Here is a 14,191-nt window from a genome sequence, read left to right on the forward strand (position 1 = left end):
ATTTATAAAAATGTAAAATATTTTCATTTCACTGAATTTTCTAGTATCATGTTTTTAGATACTTATAATAAGGGGGATATAACAAATGAAAAATGTAATTGAGAAACGCCTTATTCGCGCGGAAGTCTCTACTGAATTGACATGGGACCTTTCTGATTTATACGAATCTGATAAAGAGTGGGAAACTGCATTACGTGTATTAACAGACGATATAAAAAAACTTGATGCATTTAAAGGACAATTACACACTAGCCCCGCTACCTTATTAAATTGCCTACTTTTAGAAGAAGAGCTTTTAATGAAGTTAACAAAACTCGGCGCATATGCAAATTTAAAAGAATCCGCTGATCGTACAGATTCAGTTATTCAAGCGAACTCTTCCAAAATTTCCGCTCTAGGAACGAATGTACATACCGCACTATCCTTTATTCATAACGAAATTCTCTCATTTGAGGAGGGAATAATTGAAAAATATTTAACTGAGGAAATAAAACTTGAACCTTTCCGTAAATCATTACTAGAGATACTCAAAAAGAGGCAGCACACACTCTCTCCTGAAACAGAAGAAGCTCTTGCTGCACTCGGCGAAGTTCATAGTTCACCCTACAAAATTTACGGCATGACTAAATTAGCCGATATGGATTTCCCTTCTATACAAGATGAACAGGGAAATGATTTGCCTGTATCGTTTGCATTATTCGAAAGCAAATATGAATTTTCTCCAAGCGCATATATACGTAAAAAAGCATATTCATCATTTGTTTCCACATTGAAACGATATAAAAATACAGTTGCAACAACATATGCTACTGAAGTAAAAAAACAAGTGGCGCTTTCTCGTTTGCGCAAGTACGAGTCCGTTACCCATATGCTTTTAGAGCCTCAAAAAGTTCCACTTGAAATGTATAACAACCAACTAGATATTATTTATAACGAATTAGCGCCTCATATGCGCCGTTTTGCAGATTTAAAAAAGAATGTATTAGGGCTTGATCAAATGCTTTTCAGTGACTTACATGCACCGTTAGATCCTGAATTTAATCCAACAATCACTTACGAAGAAGCTGGCAAACTCATTCAAGATTCTTTAAAAGTATTAGGAAATGAATATAGTTCCATTATCGAAAAGGGCTTCAAAGAAAGATGGGTAGACCTTGCAGATAACGTAGGAAAATCAACAGGTGCCTTCTGCTCTAGCCCATACGGTTCTCACCCTTATATTTTAATTACATGGCAGGGTACGATGCGCGGGTGTTTCACATTAGCTCATGAATTTGGACATGCTGGTCATTTTTATTTAGCAAATAAAAATCAGCGTATTATGAATGTGCGTCCATCTATGTACTTCGTTGAAGCTCCATCAACGATGAATGAATTACTATTAGCCCAGCATTTACTTGCGACTACTGAAGATAAGAGAATGCGCAGATGGGTTATTCTGCAACTACTCGGCACATATTACCACAACTTCGTTACCCATCTACTTGAGGGAGAATATCAAAGAAGAGTATACGCTCTAGCAGAAGAAGGGCAAGCACTCACAGCTACAACTTTAACTGAAATAAAAACGAAGGTCCTTTCGACATTCTGGGGAGATTCCGTAGAAATTGATGAAGGCGCCGGTTTAACATGGATGCGTCAACCTCACTATTATATGGGCTTATATTCTTACACATATTCTGCGGGACTAACTGCTTCTACCGCTGTAGCTCAAATGATTAAAGAAGAGGGACAACCTGCTGTTGATCGCTGGCTTGATGTACTCCGTGCAGGCGGTACAATGAAACCACTTGAATTAATGAAACACGCTGGAGTAGACATGTCAAAACCAGATACAATCCGTAAAGCTGTTTCTTACGTAGGTTCCTTAATTGATGAATTAGAACGTTCTTATCAAGAATAAAAATAAGCCCTCGCTTTATGAGGGCTTATTCTATATTTACTTTCCAAATCTTTTGCGGTATCCGCACTTTCTACATAGTTCTTCTACTGCAACCCTTTTCGAAAATCCATCTACAATATTGTTCGCTCTTTCGCCTTCAATAATATTAGAGAATGAATCATTATTAATATTTCCAAGATTAATAATTCCCTCACCATCTAGACAACAAGGAATAACAGTTCCGTTCGCTAAGATTCCAGCCTGATTTCGAAGACCATGACAGAATCCTTTTCCATCATCCTCTTCTTCATGCAATGCCGGCCACTGGAATTCATAGTCTTGATTAATAAAGACACGTTCCGCAATTTTTATACCTTTTCCCGGTGTAAGCTTCTCTTCAATTTGATAAGATAGATCAAACTCATTTTCAATTATAGATAATAAATCCCTATTTTTTTGGATTTCAGCATTTGTTTTATTATCCTGAGTTAAATTCCATAATCTTAGTGAAACGATTAAGTCCGATTGACTTGTTGCCTCTCTAATGAAAGAAAGTATACTCCTTACATAGCCCTCTTTATCTTGCGAACCTGGGTGTCCATCAAAACTGTGCAGTGAAAAATTCATTTGTCTTAACGCAGGCTTATTTAACAGTCTATGCCTTCTCTTATTAATTAACGTTCCGTTCGTTGTAATATTAACTTTAAACCCTTTTTCATGGCTTAAATCTAATAGTTGATCTATTTTCGGATGGAGCAACGGCTCACCCTTCACGTGCAAATAAATGTAGTCTGTGTGAGGTTTAATTTGGTCTAATCTTTTAGCAAAATCCTCTACAGAAATGAATTGCTTCTGCCTTTCCGTCGGCGGACAAAAGCTGCACGCAAGATTACATACACTCGTAATCTCCAAGTAAAACTTCTTAAACTTCTTCACCTTTAATTCCTCACTTCTATGACTACTTATACTTTTTCCCTCTTCATATTACAGCATATTTTTTTAGAAATAGAAACATACTTATTTTAGGAAATCTACATACCATCTATTAATGTTTAAAAGACCATCGGTGATTTTTGTCCAATGGTCTTTTTTACTCTTTATATACAAATGAAAAATTTATTTATGATACGGTTCACCACGATTAATCCGAAACGCTCTATACACCTGCTCAAGCAATACTAATCGCATTAATTGATGTGGTAATGTCATCTTCGAAAAAGAAAGAGATTCGTTTGAACGCTTCATTACTTCTGAACTAAGCCCCAGTGATCCACCAATTACAAATGTGATCTTGCTCTTTCCATATGTAGCAAGGCGATCTATACTTACCGCAAATTCTTCTGATGATTTTTGTTTTCCTTCTATAGCTAACGCAATGACATGCGTATCATCAGAAATTTTATCCAGTATACGAATACCTTCTTTTTCTTTTACAATTAACATTTCTGCTGCACTTAAATTTTCTGGTGCCTTTTCATCTGGCAATTCAATTACTTCTACTTTTGCGTAAGAAGATAATCGTTTTAAGTATTCTGCTATACCTTGTTTTAAGTACTTTTCTTTTAATTTCCCAATTGAAATAATCGAGATATTCACATTTATTCCCCACCTTACAAACACGTTATCCACAGGACTTATCCACATATCCACAAATGTTACCCACATATTGTGTGAGAATCTGTGTTCGATACAACATATGTCGCCTCATTTTGACAAAATTCACATGTTTTTTTCTCTTCTTTAGAGTTATCCACATTGTTAATAACCGGTGCGACTTCACACTCATCCACAATGATATCTAATGCTAATTCAACATGTTCTAAACAACAAGGTAAATTCATATTCTTCACCTCACTTTTCTACAATAGAAAACAGGAGGTAGGCCCTCCTGTTTTTAATACTTTTGAATGCCTAATTTCACCGTTGTTGTCGCTCGTTTTGTACCACGATAAAACGTAAGAGTCATTTTATCATTAATTTTTTTATTATATAAGGCCGTGCGGAACCCAATAATATCGTGCACCGCTTTTCCATCTACCGCCACAATAACATCATGTTCTCTAAGACCCGAATCCGTACCTGGCGAAGGACTTTTCACATCTAAAATGCAGACTCCTTCTTTTACGTTATCTGGTAATCGTAACGTTTTTGACCAATAGTAACTCGGAATCTCGTTTAAAGACCTTAGTTCAATCCCAACGTAAGGTCTTTTTACTTTACCGTACTTTTCTAGTTCATTCATAATAGGAACAGCTCTCGTAACTGGAATAGCTAGTCCAATTCCTTCTACTTCTTTTGCTGCAATTTTCATTGAGTTAATACCTATTAATTGTCCCGCTACATTTACAAGCGCTCCACCACTATTACCTGGATTAATTGCCGCATCTGTTTGCAATACTTCTACTTGCCAATCGTAATGTCCATCTTGATTTAAATCTACAGGAACAATACGCTCATTAGCCGAAATAATACCTTGTGTGACAGTTCCGGAAAATTGTAGCCCAAGTGGATTTCCAATCGCAATAACTGGTTCTCCTCTACGAACGGTATTAGAATCGCCAATTTCAATCACTTTCTTCACATACTTCGCATCTATTTCTAGTACCGCTAAATCAGTGACTACATCGGTTCCTAATACTTTACCTGGAATTTTCTTACCGTCACTTAAGCTCACTTCAATACGATTCGCCCCAGCAACAACGTGGTTATTCGTTACAATATACGCATGTCCATCTGTTTTCTTATAAATCACACCAGATCCTGTACCAGCTTCCGAATCAGCCTCTGAAAAATCGTCTCGTTGAATATTAATAACACCAACAACAGCCTCTGAAGCACGATCAACAGCGTCTACAAAGCTAATCTGTTTAACAGGAACATTTCCACTTTGAGCTTCAGCCATATTTTTTTCACTCGCTTCAACTTGCGGAAGCTTACCTTCATCATTTGAAAATAAAGGCGCTCCAAATGCAAATAATGAAGCCCCTACAATTGTTCCCGCTATACTAGAAATAACAATACCTTTATGTTTCTTTTTCCCTGCACGTTTAATACGATATTTTTCTTCATCAATAAAGGACATATTTGTTCACCTATCTTCCTGAAAACAACTATATTCACCTTTATTGTTTACTAAAATGAAGAATTATACGTATTGAATTTTCGTAGGCATTTTTGGATCTGTATCATGTATTTCAAAGGATTCTCCAATCCCAAAACCTTTTTCTTCTAATACTTGTGATACAGACATACGCGCTAATTCTTTCATGTTATTATCTAAGCTTAAATGCGCTAAATAAATGTGTTTTGTATCGTCTGTAATAACATCCGCCATCGCTAATGCAGCATCCTCATTACAAACGTGACCTACATCACTTAATATGCGTCGTTTAATGCTCCATGGATAACGTCCCATACGAAGCATTTCCACATCATGATTGCTTTCAAACACGAAAGCATTCGCTCCCTTAATAACACCTTTCATACGGTCACTTACGTAGCCCGTATCTGTAATAAGAGCTAACTTTCTATTATTGTTATGAAAAGCATAAAACATCGGTTCTGCCGCATCGTGAGAAACACCAAATGATTCAACTTCAATATCTCCAAATGTTTTCACGTCTCCTACTGAGAAAATGAATTTTTGATCAGTTGGGATATTACCTATTAAATGTTCCATTGCATTCCATGTTTTCTCGTTCGCATAAACAGGTAAATCATATTTACGCGCCAATACACCTAATCCTTTAATGTGGTCACTATGCTCATGCGTTACAAGAATACCTGATATGTCATTTATATTCAGTTCAGCTTGCTTAAATAAGGCCTCTGTAGCTTTACCACTTAAACCTGCATCGACGAGCAATTTTTTTTCATCTGTTCCTACATATAGCATATTCCCTGTACTTCCACTTGCAAGTACACTAAAGTGCATACTCATTCTTTCTCACTCCATTATGTTCTTCCGGCACTTGAGTTTCCCCTAATTCCATAACTTGTCCTTCAATTGCATTCACAAAATAGTCCTTTTTCTGCTCTGTCTTTAAGTTCCACGTTGGAGCAAGCACTTGTATATTAGAAGAAGATTCAGCTAGAGTCGCATATCCAATCTGCGCCTCTTTCACGTGCGTATTTTCTGCAATTTTATTTTTTACATATATATTTTCTAAAGCTGTTTGAGCAGTGATAATTTCTTGTTCTTTCGTTTTTTCACTTTCGCCCATTTCCTTCAAATCCGTTAACATTGTTTGTGTATACGAAACAAGCTCATTTTTTTCATTCAAATCTACAACAATCATTGCATGATTGTTGTAGAAAATCGGCTTATCCTTATACTTTTGAAAGAAATAAATTTTTGAATCTTTCATTGCCCCAAACTCGTATTTCTGCCCATCAAGCACGTAGTTTTTTAAGAAATCATTATACTTGTCCTTTGATAACGATTTTGCATTTAAAAATGGTTCTTTCAACTTACTTTCTATCTTATATTCTTCTTGCAGATGCACTGTTTGATTTTTTAAAGACTGCACATCTTCTTCCTTAAAGCTTTTATTTTTCGCCATAATAAACGACTCTTTTTTCGGCTCTTTAGGAAAACTTCCCATAGTAATTTTAGACTCTTTTAATTGTTGATCAATTTTTGTTTCTGTCACAAGTTCCAATTGATTACTATCTTGCTTTTGAATGAACTGAAAGATAAGAAAGAGATCTAAAACAAAAAAGGTCACAATAAATATGGTTTTAATTCGATCCCAATCCATTTAGTCCCCCCTCACTCCATTCAAATATTTTTTGCTTACCATTTTCTTCACATTTTACATACCATATTGGCTTTAAAATAATGTTTTTTCCTTCGTTAATGGAATCTTCCAATGATAACTTATAACCAATTCCAACATCCTGAATTGAATTTTTATCAATTTGCGGATTATTCTCTAATGATGTCATCACTGTACGACCCGATGCGAGAGAAGTTGTTAGTTGTTTTCTAGGTAATTTGAAACTTGGATCAAAAAAGGATCTTTCATACTGCATGATTTCACCTGAACCCCATGCTTGCTTTAATTCCGCCATTCCATCGCTATTAAATACAGGCAACCCATCCTCATAAAAACGGAAGGACGTTTTCCCCTTATTAATATAATCAAAACGATAGAGCTTTAACGCACCACTATGCCCACTTACAAAGTCAAAACTTTTTTGTAAAAGTGCTGCATTATCCATAGATTCATCACTATGTACAGCGGAGTTTTTATATTTCAACATTGCATTTGACTGATCAATTTCCATAGAACGTATACCATCTGTAAATGTTTTCTTTGATTTCTCAGAAATAGGGCTTAAATAACGTGGATCACTAAATAATGCATTTTTAAATGTATCCTCATCTAACCTAGCTCCAAAATACTCTACCTCACTTAATTCCGTAATTCCATCTGGTAAGTAAAGTTTTTTTCTATCACTTATTTGATATTCAAAATACGGTCTCGCTACTGTTATAAGTTGATTTTGAGCATTTATAACATCCTTTACGTAAACACCACTCAATTTTGCTTCATATATTTTACGATAAGGATAAGTATCATAGGAAACAAAACTAATTTTAATTTCTTGGTCCTTACTTCGAGAAGGGTCAATTATAATACGATTGAAACTCCTATTACCTTCTATGTTTTTATCTTTAAAATTAAACATACTTTTAATCGTACCCAGTGGAATGTTTGTAGGAAAAACAAATTCAATTTTTTCTTCTCCATGTACATACGAAAGAAAATCACCTTTAGGAACTGTCCCTGTTATTTCCTTTAAATCATGTAACTCTCCATTTTCAAGAATTCTATAAATTAAATCCACATTACTCTTGTTTTCACTCACATAATGATTTTTCTCTTTATGAACGATTACAGAGGATGGGCGAACAACCTCCGAAAGTTTTATTGGATTTATCTCTTCATTACCTTGAACAAATTTTGCATTTTGTATCGAGGTAGAATCAGGAACATATGTCCATAAGTTAAAAGTAAGAAATAGGCTAATAACAACTAAATTAATTAAAACTATTGTTTTAAAGTTTTCCATACTCATTCCCAATCGTCCTCTTCATCAGTTGCCATTGGCAGTGTGAAATAAATAGTTGTTCCTTTTCCTTCCTCACTTTTCGCCCAAATTGAGCCGCCGTGTGCCTCAATCATTTCTTTCGCAATGGCTAATCCAAGACCTGTACCACCCATTTGTCTCGAACGCGCTTTATCTACACGGTAAAAACGTTCAAATATTTTATCTACATTTTCCTTCGGGATACCCATTCCTTGATCACTCACACTAATTTCTAATAACTCACCACGGTCACGCAGGCGATATGTTACTGTGCCACCTTCTGGCGAATATTTTAATGCATTGGAAATAATGTTATATAAAACTTGTGTAATTTTGTCTGTATCCATATCAATAAATCGAGATTTTTTAGAGAAAGATCGTTTGAAGCTTACATTTTGCTCTTTAGACATTTCAAAGCGATCGATAACGTTATTAAAGAAATCAGTAAAGTCGACCCATTCCTTCATTAAGCGATGTTCTGTACTATCTAGTTTAGATAGTTGTAACAACGCATTTACAAGTCTAATCATTCTTTCTGTTTCTTCTTGTGTAACCGTTAAAAATTGCGGTGCGATATTCGGATCTTGCCATGCCCCATCCGTAAGTGCTTCTAAGTAACTGCGCATCGTTGTTAACGGTGTTCTTAGCTCATGAGATACGTTCGCAACAAACTCACGACGCTCTCGCTCTATACGCTCCTGCTCCGTTACATCATATAATACAGCAATTAAACCATTTGCCTTCCCTGTTTCTTTTTGAATGACAGAGAAACTAGCACGTAAAATATATGGTTCATTCCTCGTACTAAAATCTAATAAAACTGAATCAGGTTCTTCATATAAATGATCCAGCGTAAATTCTTCTTGTATCCCTAACACTTCTAAGACAGATTGATCTAATGCCGTTTCACGCGAAACATTTAACATTTTTTCCGCAGGATCATTTAATAAAATGATGTCACCTTTTCGATCAGTAGCAATTACTCCATCTGTCATATGTGATAAAACAGATGATAGTTTGCGCCTTTCACTCTCTGTTGAAGAGCGGGCTTGTTGTAATTTTTTTGATAAATTATTGAAAGATAATGCTAGTTGTCCAATTTCATCATGGCTATGCACTTTTACTTTTCTCGAATAATTTCCTTTTGCCATTTCAATTGCTTGTCTCCGCATATCTGAAATTGGTCTTGTAATTGTTTGAGCCAACAAAATCCCAAGTACAGCTGTTACTAGTAAAGCAATTACTGTCCCCGTCGCGAAAATTTGGTTTATATCTTTCATTTGTTTATACACATCTTCCATAGATGCAACAATACGAATGACGCCAAGTACCTCTCCTTCTTGCTCTTTTAGAATAGGAGTAATCATCACTTGAACCCGATGACCTGTTTTCACGTCTTTCTCAACCTTTGACTCTGGTTTTTTTTGTACCATTACCCGTTGTACAGCTGTGTCTGCTGACGTTCGTCCTACTTTATTTTGCTTAGACGCGTCTGAAATTGCCATTAATTTTTTAGTAGAATCAATTACACTTATTTCTTGAATATCTTTCTTACGATCCGATGCAAGTTTTTGAATCGAATCATTAATAGCTTTATCTACTGATTCTGCTCTAGGACGCTCTTTTACAAACTCTTGCTTCAGGTTATAAGAAAGTAAATTTGTTTGCTGCGTTAAGGAATCTTGAAAACCTTTTACAAGGCTTTTTTCTAATTCCCTAACGAAATATACACCAATTACTTGCATTGCTATTAATATTAACAGCATATATATGAGCACAAATTTTAAATGAATAGATTGAAAAAAACCAACTTTCTTCATATACTATTCCTGTTCTGGGTCACGCAAGTAATACCCTACCCCACGTCTAGTTACAATTAAAGTAGGATGACTTGGATTATCTTCAATTTTTTCGCGTAAACGACGTACTGTTACGTCTACTGTACGTACATCTCCAAAATAATCATAACCCCAAACTGTTTGTAATAAATGTTCACGAGTCATAACTTGACCTAAATGCTTTGCTAAATAATGTAGTAATTCAAATTCACGATGTGTAAGCTCAATGCTTTCTTCACGCTTCGTTACACTATAAGCGTTCGAATTGATAACGATTGGTCCAATAACCATTTCGGTATTTTCTTCTTTCTCTGCAGCACCACCCTGCTGATGGCGACGTAAATTTGCTTTCACACGAGCAAGTAACTCCCTCGTACTAAATGGCTTCGTTACATAATCATCTGCCCCAAGCTCAAGCCCTAATACTTTATCAATTTCAGAGTCTTTTGCTGTAAGCATAATAATTGGCATTTCTGAGCTTTTACGTATTTCACGACATACCTCTAAACCGTCTTTTCCCGGTAACATAATATCTAATAAAACCATATCTGGCTGTTCTTCATTTGCTTTTTCAATCGCTTCATCACCATCATGCGCCATTACAATTTCAAAACCTTCTTTTTCTAGGTTGAACTTCAAAATATCCGCAATTGGCTTTTCATCATCAACTACTAAAATTTTCTTTCCCATCATCGTCTATTTCCTCCTTATAAAAATATGATCAATAATCCTCAAACATATTGGTGTTTCTATAGTATGTTCCTATATGACAACAATCTTAGTCTAAGTATTTCTCCTCTATTCTCATAGACTCATGTATCATCCACTTTTACACGGAATCCTATACGATCTATAGAAAAACCTCTAGCTTCAACTGCTAGAGGCTCCTCATTCTATTGTAAAATAACTACCCACATTTGTAAAACTGGACAAAATAAAAAGGATATTAAGTGGGCCCACTTAATATCCTGAGAGTGGCTCGGGACGGAATCGAACCGCCGACACGAGGATTTTCAGTCCTCTGCTCTACCGACTGAGCTACCGAGCCAAAACTATATATAAAACCACTAATGGTGGTATAAACAAAAGTGGCGGTCCCGACCGGGGTCGAACCGGCGATCTCCTGCGTGACAGGCAGGCATGTTAACCACTACACCACGGGACCAAAAATGAACATAAAAAAACATGACCCGTACGGGATTCGAACCCGTGTTACCGCCGTGAAAGGGCGGTGTCTTAACCACTTGACCAACGGGCCACGAAAAATAAAATGGTGAGCCATGAAGGATTCGAACCTTCGACCCTCTGATTAAAAGTCAGATGCTCTACCAACTGAGCTAATGGCTCATACTCACCAACGTCATATTTTCGTGACGACAAGACATATCATAACATGCTATCTTTCATTTTTGCAATACCTTTTTTTATTTTTTTATAAAAAATAAGAAAAAACTCATAAAAATATGAGTTTTTTCTTAAAAAAATCAATTTTTTATATCAATTAAGCTTCGTATACATTACGAACGATATTTGTTTGATTACGATCTGGTCCAACCGAGAACATAGATAATTGGATTCCTGTTAATTCAGAAACACGCTCTACGTATTTTCTTGCATTTTCAGGAAGTTCATCCAATGATTTCATAGCAGTAACATCTTCTGTCCAACCTGGAAGCTCTTCATATACAGGCTCACATTTCGCTAAAATGTTTAAGTTAGCTGGAACTTCATCGATAACTTCGCCATTGTATTTGTAAGCAACACAAATTTTAAGAGTTGGGATACCTGTTAATACATCGATAGAGTTTAATGATAAGTCTGTTAAACCACTAACGCGACGTGCATGTCTTACAACAACGCTATCGAACCAACCTACACGGCGTGGACGACCAGTTGTTGTTCCGTATTCACGACCAACTTCACGAATTTGATGACCGATTTCATCATTAAGTTCCGTAGGGAATGGACCATCACCTACACGGCTTGTATATGCTTTACATACACCTACAACGCGAGTAACTTTCGCAGGACCAACTCCAGTTCCAACTGTTACACCACCAGCAATTGGGTTAGAAGATGTAACGAATGGATACGTACCGTGGTCGATATCAAGCATAACACCTTGTGCACCTTCAAATAATACACGATGATTGTTATCTAGTGCATCATTTAATACGACAGATGTATCGCATACATACTGTGCGATTTGTTGTCCGTATTCGAAGTACTCTTCAAAGATTTCTTCTACGCTGAAACCTTCTGTATCGTACATTTTTTCAAATAAACGATTTTTTTCCACTAAATTGCGCTCAAGCTTCTCTTTAAATGCTTCACGGTCTAAAAGATCAGCCATACGGATACCAATACGAGCAGCTTTATCCATATATGCAGGACCGATACCTTTTTTGGTTGTACCGATCTTGTTATCACCTTTACTCGCTTCTTCTAACTCATCTTGTTTTAAGTGATAAGGTAAAATAACGTGCGCACGGTTACTTACACGTAAATTATCAGTACTTACACCACGATCGTGTAAGTATTTTAACTCTTCAAGTAATGCTTTCGGATCTACTACTAAGCCGTTTCCGATTACACAAATTTTCTCTTTATAGAAAATACCAGATGGAATTAAGTGTAATTTATATTTAACTCCGCCGAAAACAATTGTATGTCCCGCGTTATTTCCACCTTGATATCTTGCAACTACTTCCGCATGCTCAGAAAGAAAATCAGTGATTTTACCTTTTCCTTCGTCGCCCCATTGTGTTCCTACAACTACTACTGAAGACATTATTAAAGCACCTCCGCAATTTTCAAACGATCTATTCAAACAATATAATTGTACCAAAACAGAAAGAGAAGTCAACCAAAAAGCGAACATTTTTTTATAGAAAAACGTTTTCGTTCGTAAGAATTACATATTCACCTTATGAAAGCCCTATCTTTCATATAAAAAAAAAAGAAACACATCTTATTATAAGAAATGCGTTTCTTTTTTATACTGCCTTTATGCGTGCGGTGCATGTCCATCCTCAAAGCGGCGTTCTAAGTTGACGAATTTATTAAATTCCTTAACAAACGCAAGCTCTACTGAACCTACCGGACCATTACGTTGTTTTGCAATGATAATTTCAATTGTATTTTTATTTTCTGTTTCACGATCATAGTAATCTTCACGATATAGGAAGGCTACAATGTCAGCATCCTGCTCGATACTTCCTGATTCACGAATGTCAGACATCATCGGACGTTTATCTTGACGAGATTCTACACCACGAGATAACTGCGACAAGGCGATAACAGGTACTTGCAATTCACGAGCAATCCCTTTTAATGTACGAGAAATCTCAGATACTTCCTGCTGACGGTTTTCTCCTGATTTCCCACTTCCTTGAATAAGCTGTAAATAGTCAATCAAAACCATCCCAAGACCTTGTTCTTGCTTTAATCTACGACATTTTGCTCGAATCTCATTTACTTTAATCCCTGGTGTATCATCAATATATATACCAGCATTAGAAAGGCTACCCATCGCCATTGTTAATTTCGCCCAATCATCAGAAGTTAATGAACCGGTACGAAGTCTTTGCGCATCAATATTTCCTTCCGCACAAAGCATACGCATAACAAGCTGATCAGAGCCCATCTCCAAACTAAAAATCGCTACATTTTCATCAGTTTTCGTCGCTACGTTTTGTGCGATATTTAATGAAAATGCAGTTTTCCCTACCGATGGACGCGCCGCCACGATGATTAAATCATTTCGCTGAAAACCTGCGGTCATCTTATCTAATTCAGTAAATCCAGTTGGTATCCCGGTAACTTCACCCTTTTGATTATGCAAAAGTTCAATTTTATCATAAGCATCTACAAGAACATCTTTAATGTTTTGGAATGCTTTTGCATTTGTTTGGTGAGATACTTCTAATATTTTTTTCTCAGCCTCATTTAAAAGGCCATCCACATCATCTTCTCGCTCGTATCCATCCGATACAATATGAGTCGCCGTTCGAATTAAACGACGTAAAAGTGCCTTTTCAGCGATGATGCGTGCATAATATTCTACGTTAGCAGCTGTTGGAACAACTTCTGCTAACTCTGCTAGATAAGAAACCCCACCAACTTCTTCTAGTAATCCTTGATCAGCCATCGCTGATGTCATTATTACTAAGTCGATTGGTTCTCCCTTATCAGACAACCCAAGCATGACTTCAAAAATCTTTTGATGTTTCGTTCGATAGAACGAGTCAGGTAGCAACAGCTCTGATGCTGACGTTAATGCATCTTGATCAATCAATATAGCCCCTAAAACCGCCTGCTCTGCTTCTATATTATGCGGAGGGGTACGATCAGCCATTACATCACTCATGCGCAA

The 14,191-nt window shown here is 36.3% G+C and carries 12 protein-coding genes and 4 tRNA genes; 1 reads left to right on the forward strand and 15 read right to left on the reverse strand.

The window, feature by feature from the left end; translation table 11 throughout:
• Positions 1 to 85 precede the first annotated feature (85 nt).
• Positions 86 to 1,903, forward strand: a complete 1,818-nt coding sequence (gene pepF / locus MKY90_RS27740; protein ID WP_341093182.1) for an oligoendopeptidase F — start codon at positions 86 to 88, stop codon at positions 1,901 to 1,903.
• 36 nt (positions 1,904 to 1,939) lie between these two features.
• On the opposite strand, the gene MKY90_RS27745 is transcribed toward pepF, so the two are convergent.
• The 15 genes from MKY90_RS27745 to dnaB form a co-directional block, all read right to left on the reverse strand.
• Positions 1,940 to 2,818 carry a radical SAM/SPASM domain-containing protein gene (locus tag MKY90_RS27745; RefSeq protein WP_002016446.1) on the reverse strand — a complete coding sequence of 293 codons (879 nt, stop codon included), beginning with the start codon at positions 2,816 to 2,818 and terminating at the stop codon, positions 1,940 to 1,942.
• A gap of 180 nt (positions 2,819 to 2,998) precedes the next feature.
• On the reverse strand, positions 2,999 to 3,478 hold the full coding sequence (gene rlmH, locus MKY90_RS27750) for a 23S rRNA (pseudouridine(1915)-N(3))-methyltransferase RlmH (protein WP_002130178.1): 480 nt from the start codon (positions 3,476 to 3,478) through the stop codon (positions 2,999 to 3,001).
• 59 nt (positions 3,479 to 3,537) lie between these two features.
• The gene (locus MKY90_RS27755; protein WP_002035001.1) at positions 3,538 to 3,723 is read right to left on the reverse strand and encodes a CxxH/CxxC protein; all 186 of its coding nucleotides are present in this window, start codon (positions 3,721 to 3,723) and stop codon (positions 3,538 to 3,540) included.
• A gap of 53 nt (positions 3,724 to 3,776) precedes the next feature.
• Complete coding sequence (locus MKY90_RS27760; protein WP_341093185.1) at positions 3,777 to 4,964, reverse strand: S1C family serine protease; 1,188 nt, start codon at positions 4,962 to 4,964, stop codon at positions 3,777 to 3,779.
• Between the two features lie 63 nt (positions 4,965 to 5,027).
• Complete coding sequence (locus tag MKY90_RS27765; RefSeq protein ID WP_341093187.1) at positions 5,028 to 5,822, reverse strand: MBL fold metallo-hydrolase; 795 nt, start codon at positions 5,820 to 5,822, stop codon at positions 5,028 to 5,030.
• On the reverse strand, positions 5,806 to 6,642 hold the full coding sequence (locus MKY90_RS27770; RefSeq protein ID WP_000383744.1) for a two-component system regulatory protein YycI: 837 nt from the start codon (positions 6,640 to 6,642) through the stop codon (positions 5,806 to 5,808). Before MKY90_RS27770 ends, MKY90_RS27765 begins: the two co-directional genes overlap by 17 nt.
• On the reverse strand, positions 6,623 to 7,966 hold the full coding sequence (locus MKY90_RS27775; RefSeq protein WP_002191367.1) for a YycH family regulatory protein: 1,344 nt from the start codon (positions 7,964 to 7,966) through the stop codon (positions 6,623 to 6,625). Before MKY90_RS27775 ends, MKY90_RS27770 begins: the two co-directional genes overlap by 20 nt.
• Positions 7,963 to 9,798 carry a cell wall metabolism sensor histidine kinase WalK gene (walK, locus tag MKY90_RS27780; RefSeq protein ID WP_341093190.1) on the reverse strand — a complete coding sequence of 612 codons (1,836 nt, stop codon included), beginning with the start codon at positions 9,796 to 9,798 and terminating at the stop codon, positions 7,963 to 7,965. Before walK ends, MKY90_RS27775 begins: the two co-directional genes overlap by 4 nt.
• A 3-nt stretch (positions 9,799 to 9,801) precedes the next feature.
• The gene (gene walR / locus MKY90_RS27785) at positions 9,802 to 10,509 is read right to left on the reverse strand and encodes a cell wall metabolism DNA-binding response regulator WalR (protein ID WP_000971867.1); all 708 of its coding nucleotides are present in this window, start codon (positions 10,507 to 10,509) and stop codon (positions 9,802 to 9,804) included.
• Positions 10,510 to 10,791: 282 nt separating this feature from the next.
• A tRNA-Phe gene (locus tag MKY90_RS27790) sits at positions 10,792 to 10,864 on the reverse strand.
• Between the two features lie 41 nt (positions 10,865 to 10,905).
• A tRNA-Asp gene (locus MKY90_RS27795) sits at positions 10,906 to 10,981 on the reverse strand.
• Positions 10,982 to 11,002: 21 nt separating this feature from the next.
• Positions 11,003 to 11,074, reverse strand: a tRNA-Glu gene (locus tag MKY90_RS27800).
• A 13-nt stretch (positions 11,075 to 11,087) separates the two neighbouring features.
• Positions 11,088 to 11,163: transfer RNA gene (locus MKY90_RS27805), tRNA-Lys, on the reverse strand.
• A 154-nt stretch (positions 11,164 to 11,317) separates the two neighbouring features.
• Positions 11,318 to 12,607 carry an adenylosuccinate synthase gene (locus MKY90_RS27810; protein ID WP_002138921.1) on the reverse strand — a complete coding sequence of 430 codons (1,290 nt, stop codon included), beginning with the start codon at positions 12,605 to 12,607 and terminating at the stop codon, positions 11,318 to 11,320.
• Between the two features lie 216 nt (positions 12,608 to 12,823).
• On the reverse strand, positions 12,824 to 14,185 hold the full coding sequence (gene dnaB, locus MKY90_RS27815; RefSeq protein ID WP_002089943.1) for a replicative DNA helicase: 1,362 nt from the start codon (positions 14,183 to 14,185) through the stop codon (positions 12,824 to 12,826).
• Positions 14,186 to 14,191 lie beyond the last annotated feature (6 nt).

The organism is Bacillus sp. FSL P2-0099, assembly GCF_038007445.1.
Classification (GTDB): Bacteria; Bacillota; Bacilli; order Bacillales; family Bacillaceae_G; genus Bacillus_A; species Bacillus_A mycoides.

Excerpts from the sequence above, each read along its gene's own strand:
- pepF (WP_341093182.1), top strand. The coding sequence starts at position 86 with ATGAAAAATGTAATTGAGAAACGCCTTATTCGCGCGGAAGTCTCTACT.
- MKY90_RS27755 (WP_002035001.1), bottom strand. The coding sequence starts at position 3,723 with ATGAATTTACCTTGTTGTTTAGAACATGTTGAATTAGCATTAGATATC.
- MKY90_RS27760 (WP_341093185.1), bottom strand. The coding sequence starts at position 4,964 with ATGTCCTTTATTGATGAAGAAAAATATCGTATTAAACGTGCAGGGAAA.
- MKY90_RS27765 (WP_341093187.1), bottom strand. The coding sequence starts at position 5,822 with ATGAGTATGCACTTTAGTGTACTTGCAAGTGGAAGTACAGGGAATATG.
- MKY90_RS27770 (WP_000383744.1), bottom strand. The coding sequence starts at position 6,642 with ATGGATTGGGATCGAATTAAAACCATATTTATTGTGACCTTTTTTGTT.
- MKY90_RS27775 (WP_002191367.1), bottom strand. The coding sequence starts at position 7,966 with ATGAGTATGGAAAACTTTAAAACAATAGTTTTAATTAATTTAGTTGTT.
- walK (WP_341093190.1), bottom strand. The coding sequence starts at position 9,798 with ATGAAGAAAGTTGGTTTTTTTCAATCTATTCATTTAAAATTTGTGCTC.
- walR (WP_000971867.1), bottom strand. The coding sequence starts at position 10,509 with ATGATGGGAAAGAAAATTTTAGTAGTTGATGATGAAAAGCCAATTGCG.
- MKY90_RS27810 (WP_002138921.1), bottom strand. The coding sequence starts at position 12,607 with ATGTCTTCAGTAGTAGTTGTAGGAACACAATGGGGCGACGAAGGAAAA.
- dnaB (WP_002089943.1), bottom strand. The coding sequence starts at position 14,185 with ATGAGTGATGTAATGGCTGATCGTACCCCTCCGCATAATATAGAAGCA.